The sequence below is a fragment of the Streptomyces sp. NPDC007991 genome (assembly GCF_042958445.1).
Classification (GTDB): Bacteria; Actinomycetota; Actinomycetes; order Streptomycetales; family Streptomycetaceae; genus Streptomyces.
Map to the genome: position 1 here is coordinate 104,051 of NZ_JBIBJD010000013.1, position 19,273 is coordinate 123,323.

Here is a 19,273-nt window from a genome sequence, read left to right on the forward strand (position 1 = left end):
TGCCATGCGCACCCGAATTCTCGTACTTGGACAGCGCGTCGGCTGACGCTGAGCCTCGACCGCTCAGCGACCCCACCCGGCGCGCTCCCCTCGCTTGCCTTATGGCACGAGGGGTTTTTTGTTGCACGGGCGCCTTCCGTGCAGCAGACGAAAACCGCACAAACTTCGCAAAAACCCTCAGCATCTGAGAAGAGAATGCCGATGACCGAGCAGGCCACCGGGGCCCATCACCCGCAGCCCCGGCCCCGATCCGGAGGACAGCACTCCGCCCCCGAGCAGGTGACGGGCGCGCAGTCCCTCATCCGCTCCCTCGAGGAGGTCGGCGCCGACACGGTATTCGGCATTCCCGGCGGTTGCATCCTCCCCGCCTACGACCCGCTGATGGACTCGACCCGGGTGCGCCACGTCCTGGTCCGTCACGAGCAGGGCGCCGGTCACGCGGCCGAGGGCTACGCGCTGGCCACCGGCAAGGTCGGCGTCTGCATGGCCACCTCGGGGCCGGGCGCCACCAACCTGGTCACCCCGATCGCCGACGCGCACATGGACTCCGTGCCGCTGGTCGCGATCACCGGCCAGGTCGCGTCCAAGGCGATCGGCACGGACGCCTTCCAGGAGGCGGACATCGTCGGCATCACCATGCCGATCACCAAGCACAACTTCCTCGTCACCAAGGCCGATGACATCCCGCGGGTCATCGCCCAGGCCTTCCACATCGCCTCCACCGGCCGCCCCGGCCCGGTCCTGGTCGACATCGCCAAGGACGCCCTCCAGGCGAAGACGACCTTCTCCTGGCCGCCCGCCATGGACCTGCCCGGCTACCGCCCGGTGACCAAGCCGCACGCCAAGCAGATCCGCGAGGCCGCCAAGCTGATCACCCAGGCCCGCCGACCCGTGCTGTACGTCGGCGGCGGTGTGCTCAAGGCCAAGGCCACCGCCGAGCTGAAGGTCCTCGCCGAGCTCACCGGCGCGCCCGTCACCACCACCCTGATGGCACTCGGCGCGTTCCCCGACCACCACCCGCAGCACCTGGGCATGCCCGGCATGCACGGCTCGGTGGCCGCCGTCACCGCCCTGCAGAAGGCCGACCTGATCGTCGCCCTCGGCGCCCGGTTCGACGACCGCGTCACCGGCAAGCTGGACAGCTTCGCGCCCTTCGCCAAGATCGTCCACGCGGACATCGACCCGGCCGAGATCGGCAAGAACCGCGCCGCCGACGTGCCGATCGTCGGTGACGCCCGCGAGGTCATCGCCGACCTGATCCAGGCCGTGCAGAAGGAGCACAGCGAGGGCCACCAGGGCGACTACGGCATGTGGTGGAACGACCTGAACCGCTGGCGCGAGACCTACCCGCTCGGCTACGACCAGCCCGGCGACGGCTCGCTCTCCCCGCAGCAGGTCATCGAGCGCATCGGACAGCTCGCCCCCGAGGGCACGATCTTCACGGCGGGCGTCGGCCAGCACCAGATGTGGGCCGCCCACTTCATCGAGTACGACAAGCCGGGCACCTGGCTGAACTCCGGCGGCGCCGGAACCATGGGCTACGCCGTCCCGGCCGCCATGGGCGCCAAGGCCGGCGCACCCGACCGGGCCGTCTGGGCCATCGACGGCGACGGCTGCTTCCAGATGACCAACCAGGAGCTCGCCACCTGCGCCCTGAACAACATCCCGATCAAGGTCGCCGTCATCAACAACGGCGCTCTCGGGATGGTCCGCCAGTGGCAGACCCTCTTCTACAACCAGCGGTACTCCAACACCGTGCTGCACTCCGGCCCGGACGACGTCAACCCCGAGGCCCGCGGCACCCGCGTCCCCGACTTCGTGAAGCTGTCGGAGGCCATGGGCTGCTACGCCATCCGCTGCGAGTCCCCGGACGACCTCGACAAGGTCATCCAGGAGGCGAACTCCGTCAACGACCGCCCGGTCGTCGTCGACTTCATCGTCCACGAGGACGCGATGGTCTGGCCGATGGTCGCCGCCGGCACCTCCAACGACGAGATCATGGCCGCCCGGGACGTCCGCCCCGACTTCGGCGACAACGAAGACGACTGAGCGAGAGAGACCGAAGAGATCATGTCCAAGCACACGCTCTCCGTCCTGGTGGAGAACACCCCCGGCATCCTCGCCCGGATCGCCGCGCTGTTCTCCCGCCGCGGCTTCAACATCGACTCGCTCGCCGTCGGCGTCACCGAGCACCCCGACATCTCCCGGATCACCATCGTCGTGGGGGTGGAGGACCTGCCGCTGGAGCAGGTGACCAAGCAGCTCAACAAGCTCGTCAACGTGCTGAAGATCGTCGAGCTGGAGCCGTCGCAGGCGGTGCAGCGCGAACTCGTCCTGGTGAAGGTGCGCGCCGACAACGAGACGCGCTCCCAGATCGTCGAGATCGTCCAGCTGTTCCGCGCCAAGACCGTCGACGTCTCCCCGGAGGCCGTCACCATCGAGGCCACCGGATCCGGCGAGAAGCTGTCGGCCATGCTCAAGATGCTGGAACCGTACGGCATCAAGGAGCTCGTCCAGTCCGGAACGATCGCGATCGGCAGGGGGGCCCGTTCCATCACGGACCGGTCGCTGCGCGCCCTGGACCGGTCGGCGTAAGACCTGAAACGGGCGGTCGGCGTGCCGCCGTCCGCCCGTATTCCGAGACCCCCAGACTTCCCTTCCGCCCCCCGTCATACGGTGGGACGCAACACCTGCACTCCCGAGGAGAGAACCCAAAGTGGCCGAGCTGTTCTACGACGCCGACGCCGACCTGTCCATCATCCAGGGCCGCAAGGTCGCGGTCATCGGGTACGGCAGCCAGGGCCACGCCCACGCGCTGTCGCTCCGTGACTCGGGTGTCGACGTCCGCGTCGGTCTGCACGAGGGCTCCAAGTCCAAGGCCAAGGCCGAGGAGCAGGGCCTGCGCGTGGTGACGCCGTCGGAGGCCGCCGCCGAGGCCGACGTCATCATGATCCTCGTCCCGGACCCGATCCAGGCCCAGGTCTACGAGGAGCACATCGCACCGAACCTGAACGACGGCGACGCGCTGTTCTTCGGCCACGGCCTGAACATCCGCTACGGCTTCATCAAGCCCCCGGCCGGCGTGGACGTCTGCATGGTCGCCCCGAAGGGCCCGGGCCACCTGGTGCGCCGCCAGTACGAGGAGGGCCGCGGCGTTCCCTGCATCGCCGCCGTCGAGCAGGACGCCACGGGAGGCGCCTTCGCGCTGGCCCTGTCGTACGCGAAGGGCATCGGCGGCACCCGCGCCGGCGTCATCAAGACGACCTTCACCGAGGAGACCGAGACCGACCTGTTCGGTGAGCAGGCCGTCCTCTGCGGTGGTACGGCCGCGCTGGTCAAGGCCGGCTTCGAGACGCTGACCGAGGCCGGCTACCAGCCGGAGATCGCGTACTTCGAGTGCCTGCACGAGCTGAAGCTGATCGTGGACCTCATGTACGAGGGCGGCCTGGAGAAGATGCGCTGGTCGATCTCCGAGACCGCCGAGTGGGGCGACTACGTCACCGGCCCGCGCATCATCACGGACGCCACCAAGGCCGAGATGAAGAAGGTCCTCGCCGAGATCCAGGACGGCTCCTTCGCCCAGAACTGGATGGACGAGTACCACGGCGGTCTGAAGAAGTACAACGAGTACAAGAAGCAGGACTCCGAGCACCTCCTGGAGACCACCGGCAAGGAGCTGCGCAAGCTCATGAGCTGGGTCGACGAGGAGGCGTGAGCCCTCGGGCCCGGCCGCGGCACCGACGCCGCGGCCGGGCCCTTTCTCATCCGGGTGATCCTTCCGCGCAGGCGTGAGACGCCCACCGCCGCACCACTACACTGCTGCATATATACGCGTCAGGCCCACAGCGTCGTGCGTCTTCCACGCGGCATGCACCCCTCCACCGCCTGCGGCCGTCGGGACGGCCGTCCGCAGCATTGGACTTGTGAGGACTCACGTGAGCTCGAAACCAGTCGTACTCATCGCTGAAGAGCTGTCGCCCGCCACCGTCGACGCGCTGGGCCCGGATTTCGAGATCCGGCAGTGCAACGGCGCGGACCGGGCCGAGCTGCTCCCGGCCATCGCCGAGGTGGACGCGATCCTGATCCGTTCGGCCACCAAGGTCGACGCCGAGGCGATCGCCGCCGCGAACAAGCTCAAGGTCGTCGCGCGAGCCGGCGTCGGCCTGGACAACGTGGACGTCTCCGCCGCCACCAAGGCCGGCGTGATGGTCGTCAACGCCCCCACCTCGAACATCGTGACCGCCGCCGAGCTCGCCTGCGGTCTCCTCCTCGCCACCGCCCGCAACATCCCGCAGGCGAACGCCGCGCTGAAGAACGGCGAGTGGAAGCGCAGCAAGTACACGGGCGTGGAGCTGGCCGAGAAGACCCTCGGCGTGGTCGGCCTCGGCCGCATCGGCGCGCTCGTCGCGCAGCGCATGTCCGCCTTCGGCATGAAGGTCGTCGCCTACGACCCCTATGTGCAGCCGGCCCGCGCCGCGCAGATGGGCGTCAAGGTGCTGTCGCTGGACGAGCTGCTGGAGGTCTCCGACTTCATCACCGTCCACCTGCCGAAGACCCCCGAGACCCTCGGCCTGATCGGCGACGAGGCGCTGCGCAAGGTCAAGCCGAGCGTGCGCATCGTCAACGCCGCGCGCGGCGGGATCGTCGACGAGGAGGCGCTGTACTCCGCCCTCAAGGAGGGCCGGGTCGCCGGTGCCGGTCTCGACGTGTACGCCAAGGAGCCGTGCACCGACTCGCCGCTCTTCGAGTTCGACCAGGTCGTCGCCACCCCGCACCTCGGTGCCTCCACCGACGAGGCGCAGGAGAAGGCGGGCATCGCCGTCGCCCGTTCCGTGCGTCTCGCGCTCGCCGGTGAGCTCGTACCGGACGCGGTGAACGTGCAGGGCGGTGTCATCGCCGAGGACGTCAAGCCGGGCCTGCCGCTCGCCGAGCGCCTGGGCCGGATCTTCACCGCGCTCGCCGGTGAGGTCGCGGTCCGCCTCGACGTCGAGGTGTACGGCGAGATCACCCAGCACGACGTGAAGGTGCTGGAGCTGTCCGCCCTCAAGGGTGTCTTCGAGGACGTCGTCGACGAGACGGTGTCGTACGTCAACGCCCCGCTGTTCGCCCAGGAGCGCGGCGTCGAGGTGCGGCTGACCACCAGCTCGGAGGCGACCGAGCACCGCAACGTCGTCACCGTGCGCGGCACCCTCGCCGACGGCGAGGAGGTGTCGGTCTCCGGCACGCTCGCCGGGCCCAAGCACCTCCAGAAGATCGTCGCCGTCGGCGAGTACGACGTCGACCTCGCGCTCGCCGAGCACATGGTCGTCCTGAGGTACGAGGACCGGCCGGGTGTCGTCGGCACGGTGGGCCGCATCCTCGGGGAGGCGGGCATCAACATCGCCGGTATGCAGGTGTCGCGGGCCGTGGCCGGCGGCGAGGCGCTGGCGGTGCTGACCGTGGACGACACGGTGACCTCCGGTGTGCTGGCCGAAGTGGCGGCCGAGATCGGTGCGACCTCGGCCCGCTCGGTGAACCTGGTCTGACGCATCCCGGGGGCTGACGCCCCCGGGACCCCCGTTAGCCCCGAACGGGTTCGTCTTCACACGCCGGACGGGCTGAGTTGATCGGCTCGTCCGGCGTTTTCCCGTATCTGGCGGCGGCATGTCCGACGCCGCCAGGTCCTCGAGGGCGTCAAGGGGGCGTGACGCGGCCCTCACGGATCTCGATCACCCGGTCCGCGAAGTGCCGTACGACGGCCCGGTCGTGGCAGATGAACAGGTAGCCGAGGCCCAGGTCGTCCTGGAGGTCGGCGAGCAGGTTCAGCACGCCCGCGCGTACCGACGGGTCGAGTGACGACACCGGCTCGTCGAGCACCAGCAGCCGGGGTTCGGACGCCAGGGCGCGGGCGATGCCGGCGCGCTGGCACTGGCCACCGGACAGCTCGTGCGGCCGGCGGTCGCCGTAGGCCGGGTCGAGGCCGACCCGGTCCAGGAGTTCGGCGACCCGGGCCGGGCCGTCGGCGGGATCCCAGCGTCCCTGGACCTTCAGTGGTTCGGCGATGGCGTCGCGGATGCGGTGGCGGGGGCTCAGCGAGCCGTACGGGTCCTGGAAGACGGGCTGCATACGCGGGCGTAGCGGGCGCAGCTCGCGTTCGGTGAGGGACGTCAACTCCCGTCCCTCGAAGAGGACTTCACCGCCGGCGGGGCGGCGCAGCCGGAGTACCGCCAGGGCCGTGGAGGACTTGCCGCAGCCGGACGGGCCGTTCAGCGCGAGGGTTTCGCCGGCGGCCAGGGCGAAGGAGACGCCGTCCACGGCGGTGACCGAGCCGTAGCGGACGACCAGGTCACGGACGTCGAGCAGGGGATCGGTCATGCGGGCTGCCCCTCCGGGCGGATCTCCTTCAGGAACAACTCGGTGGCCGGGTGGGGGAGTTCCTCCCAGCGATGGCAGGCGACCAGGCGTCCGGACACCGGCCGGGGCTCCGGCTCGTCGGTGTGGCAGGCGTCCGCGGCGAGGGGACAGCGCGGGGCGAAGGCGCAGCCCGGCGGAAGCGTGCCCGGGGCGGGCGGGGTGCCGCGCAGGGCCGGGAGACGGCGGCCCGGGGGCGCGTGCTGCGGGAGGGACGCCAGCAGACCCGCCGTGTAGGGAGCGCGGGGACGCGCCAGCACCTCCTCCGCCGGGCCCAGTTCGCTGAGACGCCCGGCGTACATCACCAGCACCCGGTCCGCATGGCCCGCGACCGCGTCCATGTCGTGCGTGACCAGGACGAGCGCCGCGCCGACCGCCTCCCGCTGCTCGGCGAGCAGCCGCAGCACCTGGTCACGGCGCTCCTCGTCGAGGGCGGTGGTGGGTTCGTCGGCGACCACGATGTCCGGTTCGTTGATCGTGGCCATGGCGATCACCGCGCGCTGCCGCATCCCGCCGGAGTACTCGTGCGGATACGCCCGCGCCTTGCGGGCCGCGTCCGGGATGCCGACGCGGTCCAGGGCCGCGACCGCCCGGGCCCACGCCTCCTTGCGGGAGACCCCGGCCACCGACCGTACGGCGGCCGCGAGTTGGTCCCCCACCCGGTGCACGGGCGACAGGGCCGACAGGGCGTCCTGCGGGACCAGGCAGATGCGCCGGCCGCGATGGTCCGAGAGGTCCGGGCCGATCGTGCCGCTCGTCGTCGCGCCGCGCGGCAGCATGCCGAGGAGTGCGCGGGCCGTCAGGGACTTGCCCGCTCCCGACTCGCCGACGAGCGCCAGCACTTCGCGAGGCCGGACGTCGAAGGACAGGCCGCGCACGGCCTCGACCCCGTCGAAGGCGATCCGCAACTCGCTTACCGACAGCAGTGGTTCAGACTCCAACGGGGGCCTCCTTCTTGACGGGACCCGGGGTGACGCGCCGTATCCTCCGGCCCTGTGTGAGGGCCGCGCCCGACACCGCGAGTCCGGCCAGCAGGGCCAGGGCCACCGCCGGGGCGAGGGCCGCCCACGGGGCGCGTTCCACGTAGGCGCGGGACTCGTCGAGCAGCAGGCCCCACTCGGGAGCGGGCGGCTGGGCGCCCAGCCCCAGGAAGCCCAGCGAGGCCAGGGCCAGGGCGATGCCGGGCAGGCGCAGCAGGGCATGGCGGGCGACCGGAGCGGCCACCGACGGCAGGACGTGCCGGGTGAGGATCCACAACGGGCTCGCCCCGATGGCTCGTTGGGCGGTCAGGAACGCCGAGGCGCGCACCTCCTGCACCAGCGCCGCCGCGTGCGCGGACAGGGCCGGCCAGGAGATCAGCGCGACCGCGAGGGCCGCGCCGCCGGTGCCCGGGCCGACGGCCGCCGCGACCAGGATGCCGACGATCACCGGGGGCAGGGCGTTGGCGATGTCCGACGCGCCCTGCGCGATCCGGGGCAGAAAGCCCAGGGTGAGTGCGACCAGCAGGCTCAGCAGGCAGACGGCCGCGGCCGTGCCGACGGTGGAGGCGGCGCCGTGGCCGAGGCGCGCGAGGACGTCACGGCCGAGGCCGTCGGTGCCGAGCGGGTGGGTCCGGGAGGGCGCGGCCAGCCGGGCCGTGGTGTTCACGGTGTACGGGTCGCGCAGCAGGCCCCAGCCGATGGTCACGGCGAGGACGGTGAACAGCGACAACGGGATCGCGGGATGGGCGCGCACCGGCCGTGCCGGGGGCAGCGCCAGCGAGGCGTCCCGCAGGGCCGGGCCCAGCAGCCGCCGCCGGGCGAGCGCCGCCAGCGCGCCCGTGACCAGGCCGAGCGCGAGCAGCGCGAGCACCGCGCCCTGGAGCAGCGGCAGGTCCTGTGACTTGGCCGCGCCGAGCGCGGTACGGCCGATGCCCGGCACGGCGAAGACCGTCTCCACGGCGACCGCGCCCCCGGTGAGCCCCACGGCGACCATCCCGAACTGCGGGACCAGCGGCGGCAGGACGCGGCGCAGCGCCGCTCCCGCGATCCGCGCCCGGCTCACTCCGGCGCCCCGCCACAGCTCCACCCACCGCTCGTCGAGCACGGCGGGCAGCGCGTCCGCGACCAGGCGGCCGAGCAGCCCGCCGCCGGGGACGCCGAGGGCCACGGCGGGCAGGACCATGTTCTCCGGCCCCGCCCAGCCCGACGTCGGCAGCCACCCCAGCCACACCCCGAACACCAGCAGCACGACCGTGGCCAGCAGGAACTCGGGTACGGCGACCAGCGTCGCGGCCCACGCCCCGGCCGAGGCGCGGCCCCGCACCAGCACCGGCGCGACCAGCGTGCACGCCACCAGCAGCGCCAGGCCGAGCGAGGCGCCCATCAGCGCCAGTGACACCTGGAGCCCGGCGACCACCGAGGGCAGGACCTCGGTGCCCGACACCCAGGAGGTGCCGAGGTCGCCGCGCAGCAGGCCGGAGGCCCAGCCGCCGAGCAGGGACAGGGGCCCGGCGTCCAGACCGAGGTCCCGTCGTACCGAGTCAAGGGCTTCCCGCGTCGGGTCCTGCTCGGCGGAGCGGGCGCGCAGCACGGCGAGCGCCGGGTCCCGGCCGGAGAGCCAGGGCAGCAGGCCGACGGCGGCCAGGACGCCGATCAGGCACACGAGGCGGGTCAGCGCGGCGGCGTCCGCCAACCGCCGTATCCGGGCCATCACTTGACGTAGGTGTCCGCCGTGACCAGTTCCCGCTCGCGCGGGTCGTGGGCGGCGCCGGTCACGCCGGCGGCGTCGCCCTGGATCACGCGCTCGTGCAGCATGGGCACGGCCGCGTCCGTGCCGAGTACGGCGGCCTCGGCGGCGATGACCGCCTTGCGCCGGGCGTCGCCGGACGGCGTCTCGCCGGCCTTCCTCAGGGCCTTGTCCACGGCCGGGTCGGCGAGCTGGGGGATGTTGAAGGAGCCGTCGGAGGCGAAGTCGCTGTAGAGGTAGGCGGCCGGGTCGCCGGAGTCCAGGACGGTGGCGCGGGAGAGGATGAACGCGTCGAACGCGCCCGCCAGCGCGTCGGACTCGATGTTGGCGTACTCGCGGACGTCGAGCTTCACCTTGAACCCGGCCTTCTGCAGCTGTTGTTGCAGCGCGGCGGCGACCTCGGGCAGCTCGGCGCGGTCGGTGAAGGTGCCAATGGTGATCGTCCGGCCGGCCGGGTCGCCGGCCTCGGCCCGCTTCACCGGCTCCCGCAGCTCGGCCGCCCACGGCAGGGCGGGTCCGAGCAGACCCTCGGCGACGTCGGCGCGCCCTTCGTAGACGCCCTTCACGATCGACTCGGCGTCGATCGCCTCCCGGGCCGCCGCCCGCACCGACGCGTCCTTGAAGACGCCCTTCTCGGTGTTGAGGTACAGGGTGTTGGTGCGCGGCATGGGCACTTCGGTGATCAGGTCCTGGTCCAGCACCGCCGCCTGTGACACCGGCACCGCCTCGACGATGTCGGCCTCGCCGCTGCGCAGGGCGGCGGCCCGGGCGGTGCCGTCGGGCACGAACCGGACGTCGATGCCGGGGGCCTTGGCCTTCTTGCCCCAGTAGCCGTCGTAGCGGTCGAGGGCGGCGGAGGAGGTGCCGTTGACCTTCGTCAGCTCGAAGGGGCCGGTGCCCGCGCCGACGGGGTTGACGGTCTTCCCCCGGTAGGCCTTGGCGGAGAGGATCGACAGCTGCGGGGAGCTGAGCCGCTGCGGGACCAGGGGGTCCTCGGTGGCGGTGGTGACGGTGACCTTGTCGCCGTCGGCCTTCGCGGTCAGGTCGACGCCGTCGAGGATGCGGGGCTTGGGGGCGGCGGAGGCCGCCTTGGTGAGGGAGTTGACGACGGTTTCGGCGGTGAGCTTCGTCCCGTCGTGGAAGGTGACGCCGTCGCGCAGGGTGAAGGTCCAGCTCCGGCCGGACTGGGTCCACTCGGTGGCCAGTGCGGGTTCTGCGTCGCCGTCCGCGTCGAGTTTCACCAGGGTCTCGGCGGTCGACCAGCGCGACAGCTTGAAGGCGTCGTCCGACAGCGGGGACAGCCCCGAGCGCGGTGGCTGCATCATCGCGACGCGTACGCGCTTGCCCCCTGCAGCGGAGCCGTCGGTGGCCGGCTGCCCACCGGAGAAGCAGCCCGTGAGCAGGGCGGAAGCCGCGCCGAGGGCAGCGAAGGGGACGAAACGGGCGGGGACGCGCACGGGACACCTCGGTCAAGGCCTGGTAAAGGACGGAAGCGCCATGACCGTAGCATGATGACAATCGTTTTCAGAAGGGGCCCTTACCCGGACGGTCCGATGTCGTGCCCCTGTGCGAGCCGGGCCCCCTTCAACGCCATGTGCAGGAGCAGTCGGTCCTCACCGTCGTCCAGGTCCAGGCCGGTGAGCTTCTCGATCCGGGACAGGCGGTAGTACAGGGTCTGGCGGTGGATGCCCAGCTCGGCGGCGGCGCGGGCGGCCTGTCCGGCACAGTCGAGGTAGACCTCGGCGGTACGGGCCAGCTCCCGGTGGACGGGGAAGAGCAGGGCGTGCACCGCCGGGTCGCGGGCCACCTCCGGCGGCAGCGCGGTGAGCAGCCGGAACGGCCCGATGGACACCCACTCGGCGACGGGCCCCAGCCGGGGTTCGGCCAACGCGGCCCGCGCCGCCGCCGAGGCCTCCCACCAGGCGGTCCCCAGCTCGGCGAGCCCGGAGCGGGGCGTCGCGAGACCGGCGGCGGGACCCCCCGCTCCGCGCGAGGCACCGCCGGCCGCCCCGTGGGAAGAGGCTCCGGACTGTCCGGCCCGGGCACCGCTCGGGCTGCCGGCCGGCCCGTGCGGGGTCACGCCGCCCGCACCGGACGAAGGGGCGCCGGAGTCCGGCCTGCCCGAAGCGCCGGCCACTGCGCGCGAGGCGCTGCGGGTCGCTCCGCGCGAGGTGCCGGCCGGTCCACGGGGGGTGGTGTCGGCCGTTGCGTCCGGGGCGCCGGCCGATCCGGCAGAGGTGGTGCCGCTGGCTCCGGACGAGGCGCTGGTCGGTCCGCCGGAGGTGGTGTCGGCCGCCGCGCCCGACGTGCCGGTCGCTCCGGGCGGGCAAGTGCCCGCCGCTCCGCGCGATGCCGTGCCGCTTGGTCCGCGCGATGCCGTGCCGGCCGCTCCGCGCGATGCCGTGCCGGCCGCTCCGCCCGAAGGCGCGCCCGCCGCCCCGCCCGAAGGCGCGCCCGCCGCCCCGCCCGAAGGCGCGCCCGCCGCTCCGCGCGGCGCCGTGCCGGTCGGGCCCCGCCCGGTGCTGCCGCCCGGCGTGCTCGCCCCGGATGCTCGTTCCAGCAGGCGGGACGCCGCTGTCGTCGCCGGGGTCAGTACGTCCGGCGAGCGCAGGCGGATCAGGACGGCCACGCACTGGGACGAGGTCCCCCACGGCAGGGTGCACAGGGCTGTCGCGCCCGGCATCGTGCGGACCGAGGGGGCGTCGTCGGGGTCGGCCGTGGGCCAGGGGGCGACGCAGAGCACCGTGTGCAGGCCGTCGGCGCGCGGGCCGAGGGCGGTGCGCAGTTCCGCGATCGCCATGTCGCGCTGCCAGTCGCGGTCGGCCGTGAGGACGGCCCGCAGCTCGCGACTGAGGTCGGCGCCGTGCTGCGCCTCGTCCGCGAGCAGCGCCCCGATCCGGGTCGTGACCTGCATGGCGGCGGACAGTTGGCGTTCGCTCGGGCCGGGATCGTCGTCCAGCAGCCAGACATAGCCGTGCACCACGCCCCGGTGGCGGACGGGCAGGCAGATCCGGCCCCGGTACACCCCGGCCTCCGGCGTCGGCGGGATACGGACCGGGCCGGTCGCGCGAGTGATCCCGAAGCCCTCGAACCACGCCCGGACGGCGGCCGTCGAGCGGCGGGTGAGGATCGAGCGGGTGCGCACGGGGTCCAGGGCCGACGGATCGAGGTCGCCCTCACTGTCGTACGCGCCGAAGGCGATCAGCTCGAAGTCCCGGTTCTCCAGCGTCGCGGGCGCCCCGAGCAGCTCCGAGATCTCGTCGACCAGCTCCTCGTAGTCATCCCTGTGTTCCGACGTCATCCAGGCATTGTCCCGCACTCCAGGCCCGCCTTCATACATCTGTCTGAGATCTGCGGCACGGATGCGTGACAGCTGTCGATGGCCGACGATCGGGGGGATCCTTAGGTTTCACGGTGGTTCTCCGCGCCGTACCCGAAGCGTCATCCGCCCGGTGTCCGGCCATCCGTTGGTTGTGCTCTGGAGGTGCCCCGTGCTGGGTCCCGTGATTCTCGCCGCGTCGCGCAGCGACCGGATGCGACACCTGGTTTCGGCGGCCCCGGTGACCAAACAGGTCGTCGACCGATTCATCGCGGGCGAGGACGTCGACGACGTCGTGCCGGTCATCCGCGAGCTCACCGAGCAGGGCCTGGAACTGACGATGGACGTCGTCGGCGAGGACATCACCAACCCCGCCCAGGCCGCCGCCGCGCGGGACTCCTACCTGGAGCTGATCGACCGCCTGAAACCGCTGGAGCTCGGCACCCGCGCCGAGATGTCCGTGAAACTGTCGATGTTCGGGCAGGCCCTGGACGGCGGCCACGAACTGGCCCTCGCCAACGTCCGCCCGGTCGTCGAGGCCGCCGCCGAGATCGGCACCACCGTCACCCTGGACGCCGAGGACCACACCACGCTCGACTCGATGTTCGCCATCCACGAGGAACTGCGGAAGGACTTCCCGCAGACCGGCTGCGTCATCCAGGCCTACCTCTTCCGCACCGAGTCCGACGCCCGCCGCCTCGCCGCGAACGGCAGCCGGGTGCGCCTGGTCAAGGGCGCGTACAAGGAGCCGGGCTCGGTCGCGTATCTGGGCCAACACGAGATTGATCGGGCATACGTTCGGATTCTCAGGACGTTGATGGAGGGGGAGGGGTACCCGATGATCGGGTCCCACGACCCGCGCCTGATCGCCATCGGCCAGGAGCTCGCCCACCGCGCCGGGCGAAAGCTCGACGAGTACGAGTTCCAGATGCTCTACGGCATCCGCACCGAGGAGCACCTGCGGCTGGCCCGCGAGGGCCACCGGATGCGCGTGTACACCGCGTACGGCACCGACTGGTACGGCTACTTCATGCGCCGACTCGCGGAGAAGCCGGCCAACCTGCGCTTCTTCGCCCGCTCGATGCTCACCAAGGGCTGAGAGCCCCCATCGAGGGCTGACAGCCCGCCAAGGGCTGAGACCGAAACACCGCTCAGTAAGGAGTTACGGAAAACATGGACGCTGTGACCCAGGTCCCCACCCCCGTCAACGAGCCGGTGCACGGCTACGCCCCCGGCTCGCCGGAGCGCGCCCGGCTGGAGGCCAGGCTGAAGGAGCTGGCCGACAACCCCGTCGACCTGCCCTGCACCATCGGCGGCGAGAAGCGGATGGGTGGCGGTGAGGCCTTCAAGGTCGTCCAGCCGCACAACCACCAGGCCGTGCTCGGCACGTACCGCAACGCCACGCAGGCGGACGCCCGGGACGCCGTCGACGCGGCCCTGGCCGCCGCGCCCGCCTGGCGCGCGATGTCCTTCGACGACCGCGCGGCGATCATCCTGCGCGCCGCCGAACTGCTCTCCGGCCCCTGGCGCGAGACGCTCGCCGCCTCCACGATGCTCGGCCAGTCCAAGACCGCCCAGCAGGCCGAGATCGACACGCCCTGTGAGCTGATCGACTTCTGGCGGTTCAACGTCTCCTATGCCAGGAGGCTCCTGGCCGAGCAGCCCCCGGCCAACTCCCCGGGTGTGTGGAACCGTCTGGACCACCGCCCGCTGGAGGGCTTCGTCTACGCGGTGACGCCGTTCAACTTCACCGCGATCGCGGGCAACCTGCCGACCGCCCCGGCCCTGATGGGCAACGTCGTCGTCTGGAAGCCGTCCCCGACGCAGACCCACGCCGCCGTGCTGCTCATGCAGCTCCTGGAGGAGGCCGGTCTGCCCAAGGGCGTCATCAACCTCGTCACCGGTGACGGCATCGAGGTCTCCAAGGTCGCCCTGGAGCACCGCGACCTCGCCGGTATCCACTTCACCGGCTCGACCAAGACCTTCCAGTACCTGTGGAAGACGGTCGGCAACAACATCGAGAAGTACCGCACCTACCCGCGTCTGGTCGGCGAGACCGGCGGCAAGGACTTCCTCGTCGCCCACCCGTCCGCCGACCCGGCCGTCCTGAAGACGGCGCTCACCCGGGGTGCCTTCGAGTACCAGGGCCAGAAGTGCAGCGCCACGTCCCGGGCGTACATCCCCGCCTCGATCTGGAACTCCGGCTTCAAGGAGGAGTGGGCCGCCGAGGTCGACGGCATCGCGATGGGCGACGTCACCGACCTGTCGAACTTCATCGGCGCCGTCATCGACGAGCGCGCCTTCGCCAAGAACAAGGCCGCCATCGACCGCGCCCAGGAGGACCCCTCCTGCACGATCGTGGCGGGCGGCTCCTACGACGACTCGGTCGGCTACTTCGTCCGCCCGACCGTCATCGAGTGCACCGACCCGGAGAACGAGGTCTTCCGCACCGAGTACTTCGGCCCGGTCATCGCCGTGCACGTCTACGAGGACGACAAGTACGACGAGATGCTGACGCAGATGGAGTCCGTCTCCGACTACGCCCTGACCGGCTCGGTCATCGCGAACGACCGCGCGGCGGCGGCCTACACGGCGGACAGGCTCCGCTACGCGGCCGGCAACTTCTACATCAACGACAAGTCGACCGGCGCCGTCGTCGGCCAGCAGCCCTTCGGCGGCGGCCGTGGCTCCGGCACCAACGACAAGGCCGGTGCCCCGCAGAACCTGATGCGCTGGACCCTGACCCGCGCCATCAAGGAGACGCTGGTCCCGCCGACCGACTACACCTACCCGCACATGGGCTGACCCCCGCGGCACCGACGGGCCGGGTCACGAAAACGACCTGGCCCGTCGGCATGTCCGCAGGGAAGACTGGGGCGGTGACCACCCGCGCGCGCACCGCCCACACCGCCGACCTCACCCCCGCCGAACTCGCCGCCGTACGGGCCCTGCTGGACGCCGCCTTCGACGGCGACTTCGGCGACGAGGACTGGGACCACGGCCTCGGCGGCCTGCACGTCCTCGTGCACGACGGCTCCGGGCTCGCCGCGCACGGGGCGGTCGTGATGCGCCGGGTGCGGCACCGCGGCCGGTGGCTGCGCGCCGGGTACGTCGAGAACGTCGCCGTCCGCGCCGACGCCCGCCGCACCGGCCTCGGCGGGCAGGTCATGGCGGAGCTGGAACGCGTCATCGACCGCGCGTATGACCTGGGCGCCCTCTCCGCCAGCGACGACGGCGCCCTGCTCTACACCTCGCGCGGCTGGCGGCCGTGGCGCGGCCAGGTGCATGCCCTCAGCCCGCGCGACGGCGTCGTCAGGCTGCCGGAGGAAGAGGACAGCACCTTTGTCCGGCCCGCCCTCGCCGGCCCGCTCGACCCCGCGCACGAACTGCTCTTCGACTGGCGCGACGGAGATGTGCTCTAGGAATCACCGCAGGTCAGCGCGGTGTGACCGAGGTCGCCGTCTCAGATAGTAGGAAGTCCGAGTAATTGTGGAGACAGACGCTCCGGCCTCCCTTAGTTTTGTAGGAGCCGAACGTCTCGCTCGACCAAGCGAATGGCGGTCGTGAGCCGGGCCCCGTGCAGGCAACCCCTGCGGCACCGCTCCCCGCCCCATCCGGCGTCTCGCATCCCCTGTTGCGCTCCACGCTGTCGAAGGAGTCGATTTCCCATGGCCGAGACGACCGTCCGCCGCCGAGTCCGTCACGTGTCCCGCACGAGCGAGTCCGACCGCAAGAACGCCGCCGCAGCGCTCCAGCGCGCCCTCGACCGCAGGGACAACGGCGGATCCACCGGTCACTGAGTCACCGAGCGAGTTCACCGGTCACCGAGCCGCACCACCCCTGGTCCGGGAGCCGCACCCGACGAGGCGCGGTGCGGGGCTCACGCCCCGCGCCGCACCTCGAAATGGTCGATCCGCTCACCGCTCGACGCCAGCGCCGACACCTTCAGCGTCGGCGCGGCGCCGCTCACGGCCTCCACGGAGAGGAACGAGAAGCCGCGGTAGCGCACCCGCGACCACTGCGCCGACTCCGCCTTGGTGTGCTGGGACTTCGTCCACCGGAAGGTGCTGACCGACTCGTGGTCGGCGGTGTTGCCCTCGTAGCTCTCCTTCACGCCGTCGGGGAAGCCGTACAGCTCCTTGCCGCCGCCACCGGCCGTGACGTAGACGATCCCGTCCCGCCGTGGATCCGTCGTCGCGCCGACCGGCACCGGCCTGCCCACCTCGCCGCCCCGGATGGCGTCGGTCCGCTCGTAGACGTGGTTGTGCCCGTTGATCACCAGGTCCACCTGGTGCTCGGCGAACAGCGGCAGCCACTCGGCGCGCACCCCGCCGTCGGAGGCGTGTGTGGACGTCGAGTACGCGCAGTGGTGGAAGAAGACGACGATGAAGTCGACGTCCTTCGAGGACCTCAACTCGCCGAGCTTCCGGTCCAGCCACTTCGTCTGCCTGCCCTCCGTGTAGCCGAAGTTGGCCGGGATCTCGTACGACACGTCGTTCGCGTCCAGCGCGACCACGCCGACGTTGCCGTACGTGAAGGCGTACACCCCCGGTGCCGTGCGCGCGTCGAAGCCGCTGTCCGGCAGGGAGAACCGGGCGAGTTGGCCGCCGTAGCCGTCCGGCGAGTACCAGGCCTCCATGTCGTGGTTGCCGGTCGTCACCATCCACGGCACCGACCTGGCCACCGGCTCGGTCTGCTTCAGGAACCGGTCCCACTGCCCGGCGTCGAAGACGTCCGACTCCTTGCCCTTGCCGGTCGGGTCGGCGTAGCAGATGTCGCCTGCGTGCAGGTGGAAGGCGGGACTCCGGCGCAGCAGCAGACGGTCGTTGAGGGCCGCCTCCTCGCCGACGCCCTGGTCGCCGAACGCGGTGAACACGAACCGCTCGGGCGGGGTCGCCGGGGCCGTGCGGAAGGACGTGACGGTCGGCCGGTGCCGCGGGGACGCCGGGTCGAAGCCCTCGTGGCCGACGCCGTAGTAGTACGTCGTGCCCGGGCGCAGGCCGTCCAGCGCCGCGTGCAGGTAGTACTGGTCGACCGCCGGCCGTACGCCCTTCAGCTCCGGGGTGTGCAGGTCGCGCAGCTCCGCCTCGATCCTGCGGCCGAGGTCGTCGGGGCGCAGACCCACCCGGACGTACGGCTTCTTCACCGCGAGCGGCACCTGCCAGGAGATCCGCATCTGGGTCTTCGGGTCGGCGCCGAAGGCGAGATGGCGGCCGAAGGGGGTGATGTAGGAGCCGGGCGCCTTCGACGTGCCCGGCGCGGGGCTCCCGGTCGCCGTGCCGCTCCCCGGGCCGGAGCCGGAACAGCCGGTCAGCAGGCCGCCCGCGACCGCGCCGGCCGTCACCAGCGTGCGGCGCCGCGACAGTCGCGTACGCAGGTACTCGTGCTGTTCCGCCATGCTCATCCGGCGTGCGAGCTCGGGCGGGATGCCGAAGTGGGGGATCTCCATGTCGGGTCAACTTCCCAGCGAAGGCCAACGCCCGTCCCACGTACGGGTGAACGGAAACCGTCGGCCGAGTGCGGTCCCCCGGACGGGTGACCGTATCACCTGTCCGCATCTCGGACACCCTGTGTCATCCCATGGGACGAGGAGTAGGGTGCCCGCATGTCTCGCAGCATCAATCTCGCAGTGATTCCCGGTGACGGCATCGGCCAGGAAGTCGCGGCCGAAGGCCTGAAGGTCCTCTCCGCCGTCCTTCCGCAGGATGTGAAGCTGGAGACCAAGGAGTACGACTTCGGCGCCAAGCGCTACCACGCCACCGGTGAGACCCTCACCGACGCCGACCTCGACGCCCTGAAGAAGCACGACGCCATCCTGCTGGGCGCGATCGGCGACCCGAGCGTGCCGTCCGGCGTGCTGGAGCGCGGCTTCCTGCTCAAGCTCCGCTTCGCCTTCGACCACCACGTCAACCTGCGCCCGTCGAAGCTGCTGTCGGGTGTCGCCACCCCGCTCGCCGGCGAGCCGCAGATCGACTTCGTCGTGGTCCGCGAGGGCACCGAGGGTCCGTACACCGGCAACGGCGGCACGATCCGCAAGGGCACCGAGCACGAGGTCGCCACCGAGGTGTCCGTGAACACGGCCTTCGGTGTCGAGCGCGTGGTCCGCGACGCCTTCGCGCGTGCCCAGGCCCGCCCGCGCAAGAAACTGGCGCTGATCCACAAGAACAACGTGCTGACCTTCGCGGGTCACCTGTGGACGAACATCTTCAACAAGGTGGCCGAGGAGTTCCCCGAGGTCACCACCGAGTACATGCACGTCGACGCGGCGACCATCTACCTGGTCACCCAGCCCGAGCGCTTCGACGTGATCGTCACCGACAACCTCTTCGGCGACATCATCACCGACCTCGCCGCGGCCGTCTCCGGCGGCATCGGCGTGGCGGCCTCCGGCAACATCAACCCGTCCGGAGAGTTCCCCTCGATGTTCGAGCCCGTGCACGGCTCGGCCCCGGACATCGCCGGCCAGGGCAAGGCCGACCCGACCGCCACGGTGCTGTCCGTCGCCCTGCTCCTGCGCCACCTCGGCTACGAGGCCGAGGCCGCCCGGATCGACGAGGCGGTCTCCGCCGACCTCTCCGAGCGCACCGGCAAGCCCGCCCGCTCCACCGCGGAGATCGGCGACGCGCTCGCCGTACGCGTAGCCGGCTGACCCGCCGCCGCTTGCCCCAAGCCGCCGGGTCGCATCCGCACCCGGCGGCTTCCGCATGTTCCCGCCGGGGTGTCACCATCGACCACCGGCCGCATTCACCCCGTTCCGTCCGCCGTCGCCCCCGGGCGATAATCGAACGCGAGGCCGCGGAACGCGGGAATGCTCGGACGTCCTAGCACTGGTCACCG

General features: G+C 71.7%; 15 protein-coding genes. 9 read left to right on the forward strand and 6 right to left on the reverse strand.

The annotated features are described in order from the left end of the window. Positions 1-201: 201 nt before the first annotated feature. The 4 genes from ACFZDA_RS33090 (at position 202) to serA (ending at position 5,525) form a co-directional block, all read left to right on the forward strand. Entirely contained in the window at positions 202-2,049 is a 1,848-nt protein-coding gene (locus tag ACFZDA_RS33090) for an acetolactate synthase large subunit (RefSeq protein ID WP_391088812.1), read from the forward strand. Positions 2,050-2,070: 21 nt separating this feature from the next. Beyond that, entirely contained in the window at positions 2,071-2,595 is a 525-nt protein-coding gene (ilvN, locus tag ACFZDA_RS33095; RefSeq protein ID WP_010048631.1) for an acetolactate synthase small subunit, read from the forward strand. 121 nt (positions 2,596-2,716) lie between these two features. After that, positions 2,717-3,715 (forward strand): ketol-acid reductoisomerase, encoded by a 999-nt coding sequence (gene ilvC / locus ACFZDA_RS33100; protein WP_391088814.1) that lies wholly within the window; start codon positions 2,717-2,719, stop codon positions 3,713-3,715. A 220-nt stretch (positions 3,716-3,935) separates the two neighbouring features. Then, positions 3,936-5,525: a phosphoglycerate dehydrogenase gene (gene serA, locus ACFZDA_RS33105; RefSeq protein WP_306963324.1), complete on the forward strand. Its 1,590-nt coding sequence runs from the start codon at positions 3,936-3,938 to the stop codon at positions 5,523-5,525. Between the two features lie 148 nt (positions 5,526-5,673). On the opposite strand, the gene ACFZDA_RS33110 is transcribed toward serA, so the two are convergent. The 5 genes from ACFZDA_RS33110 to ACFZDA_RS33130 all read right to left on the reverse strand — a co-directional run bounded on the left by ACFZDA_RS33110 (position 5,674) and on the right by ACFZDA_RS33130 (position 12,418). Continuing rightward, positions 5,674-6,354 carry an ATP-binding cassette domain-containing protein gene (locus ACFZDA_RS33110; RefSeq protein ID WP_391088817.1) on the reverse strand — a complete coding sequence of 227 codons (681 nt, stop codon included), beginning with the start codon at positions 6,352-6,354 and terminating at the stop codon, positions 5,674-5,676. Next, complete coding sequence (locus tag ACFZDA_RS33115) at positions 6,351-7,331, reverse strand: oligopeptide/dipeptide ABC transporter ATP-binding protein (protein ID WP_391088819.1); 981 nt, start codon at positions 7,329-7,331, stop codon at positions 6,351-6,353. The genes ACFZDA_RS33110 and ACFZDA_RS33115 overlap by 4 nt, the downstream gene beginning before the upstream one ends. Beyond that, positions 7,321-9,081 (reverse strand): ABC transporter permease subunit, encoded by a 1,761-nt coding sequence (locus ACFZDA_RS33120; protein ID WP_391088821.1) that lies wholly within the window; start codon positions 9,079-9,081, stop codon positions 7,321-7,323. Before ACFZDA_RS33120 ends, ACFZDA_RS33115 begins: the two co-directional genes overlap by 11 nt. Beyond that, positions 9,081-10,574, reverse strand: coding sequence for an ABC transporter substrate-binding protein (locus tag ACFZDA_RS33125; RefSeq protein WP_391088823.1), 1,494 nt, complete (start codon positions 10,572-10,574; stop codon positions 9,081-9,083). Before ACFZDA_RS33125 ends, ACFZDA_RS33120 begins: the two co-directional genes overlap by 1 nt. A gap of 80 nt (positions 10,575-10,654) precedes the next feature. Further along, the gene (locus ACFZDA_RS33130) at positions 10,655-12,418 is read right to left on the reverse strand and encodes a helix-turn-helix domain-containing protein (RefSeq protein WP_391088825.1); all 1,764 of its coding nucleotides are present in this window, start codon (positions 12,416-12,418) and stop codon (positions 10,655-10,657) included. Between the two features lie 190 nt (positions 12,419-12,608). On the opposite strand from ACFZDA_RS33130, the gene ACFZDA_RS33135 reads away from it, so the two are divergent. From ACFZDA_RS33135 to ACFZDA_RS33150, 4 genes are all read left to right on the forward strand, one after another. After that, positions 12,609-13,535, forward strand: coding sequence for a proline dehydrogenase family protein (locus ACFZDA_RS33135; protein ID WP_391088827.1), 927 nt, complete (start codon positions 12,609-12,611; stop codon positions 13,533-13,535). A gap of 74 nt (positions 13,536-13,609) precedes the next feature. Next, complete coding sequence (gene pruA, locus ACFZDA_RS33140; RefSeq protein WP_391088829.1) at positions 13,610-15,241, forward strand: L-glutamate gamma-semialdehyde dehydrogenase; 1,632 nt, start codon at positions 13,610-13,612, stop codon at positions 15,239-15,241. A gap of 74 nt (positions 15,242-15,315) precedes the next feature. Then, positions 15,316-15,858 carry a GNAT family N-acetyltransferase gene (locus ACFZDA_RS33145; protein WP_391088830.1) on the forward strand — a complete coding sequence of 181 codons (543 nt, stop codon included), beginning with the start codon at positions 15,316-15,318 and terminating at the stop codon, positions 15,856-15,858. A 246-nt stretch (positions 15,859-16,104) separates the two neighbouring features. Then, positions 16,105-16,236: a hypothetical protein gene (locus tag ACFZDA_RS33150; RefSeq protein ID WP_010048656.1), complete on the forward strand. Its 132-nt coding sequence runs from the start codon at positions 16,105-16,107 to the stop codon at positions 16,234-16,236. 80 nt (positions 16,237-16,316) lie between these two features. Here the strand turns inward: ACFZDA_RS33150 and ACFZDA_RS33155 are convergent, their stop codons facing one another. Next, positions 16,317-17,885, reverse strand: a complete 1,569-nt coding sequence (locus tag ACFZDA_RS33155; protein ID WP_391088832.1) for a fibronectin type III domain-containing protein — start codon at positions 17,883-17,885, stop codon at positions 16,317-16,319. A 156-nt stretch (positions 17,886-18,041) separates the two neighbouring features. On the opposite strand from ACFZDA_RS33155, the gene ACFZDA_RS33160 reads away from it, so the two are divergent. Then, positions 18,042-19,085 carry a 3-isopropylmalate dehydrogenase gene (locus ACFZDA_RS33160; protein WP_391088833.1) on the forward strand — a complete coding sequence of 348 codons (1,044 nt, stop codon included), beginning with the start codon at positions 18,042-18,044 and terminating at the stop codon, positions 19,083-19,085. Positions 19,086-19,273 lie beyond the last annotated feature (188 nt).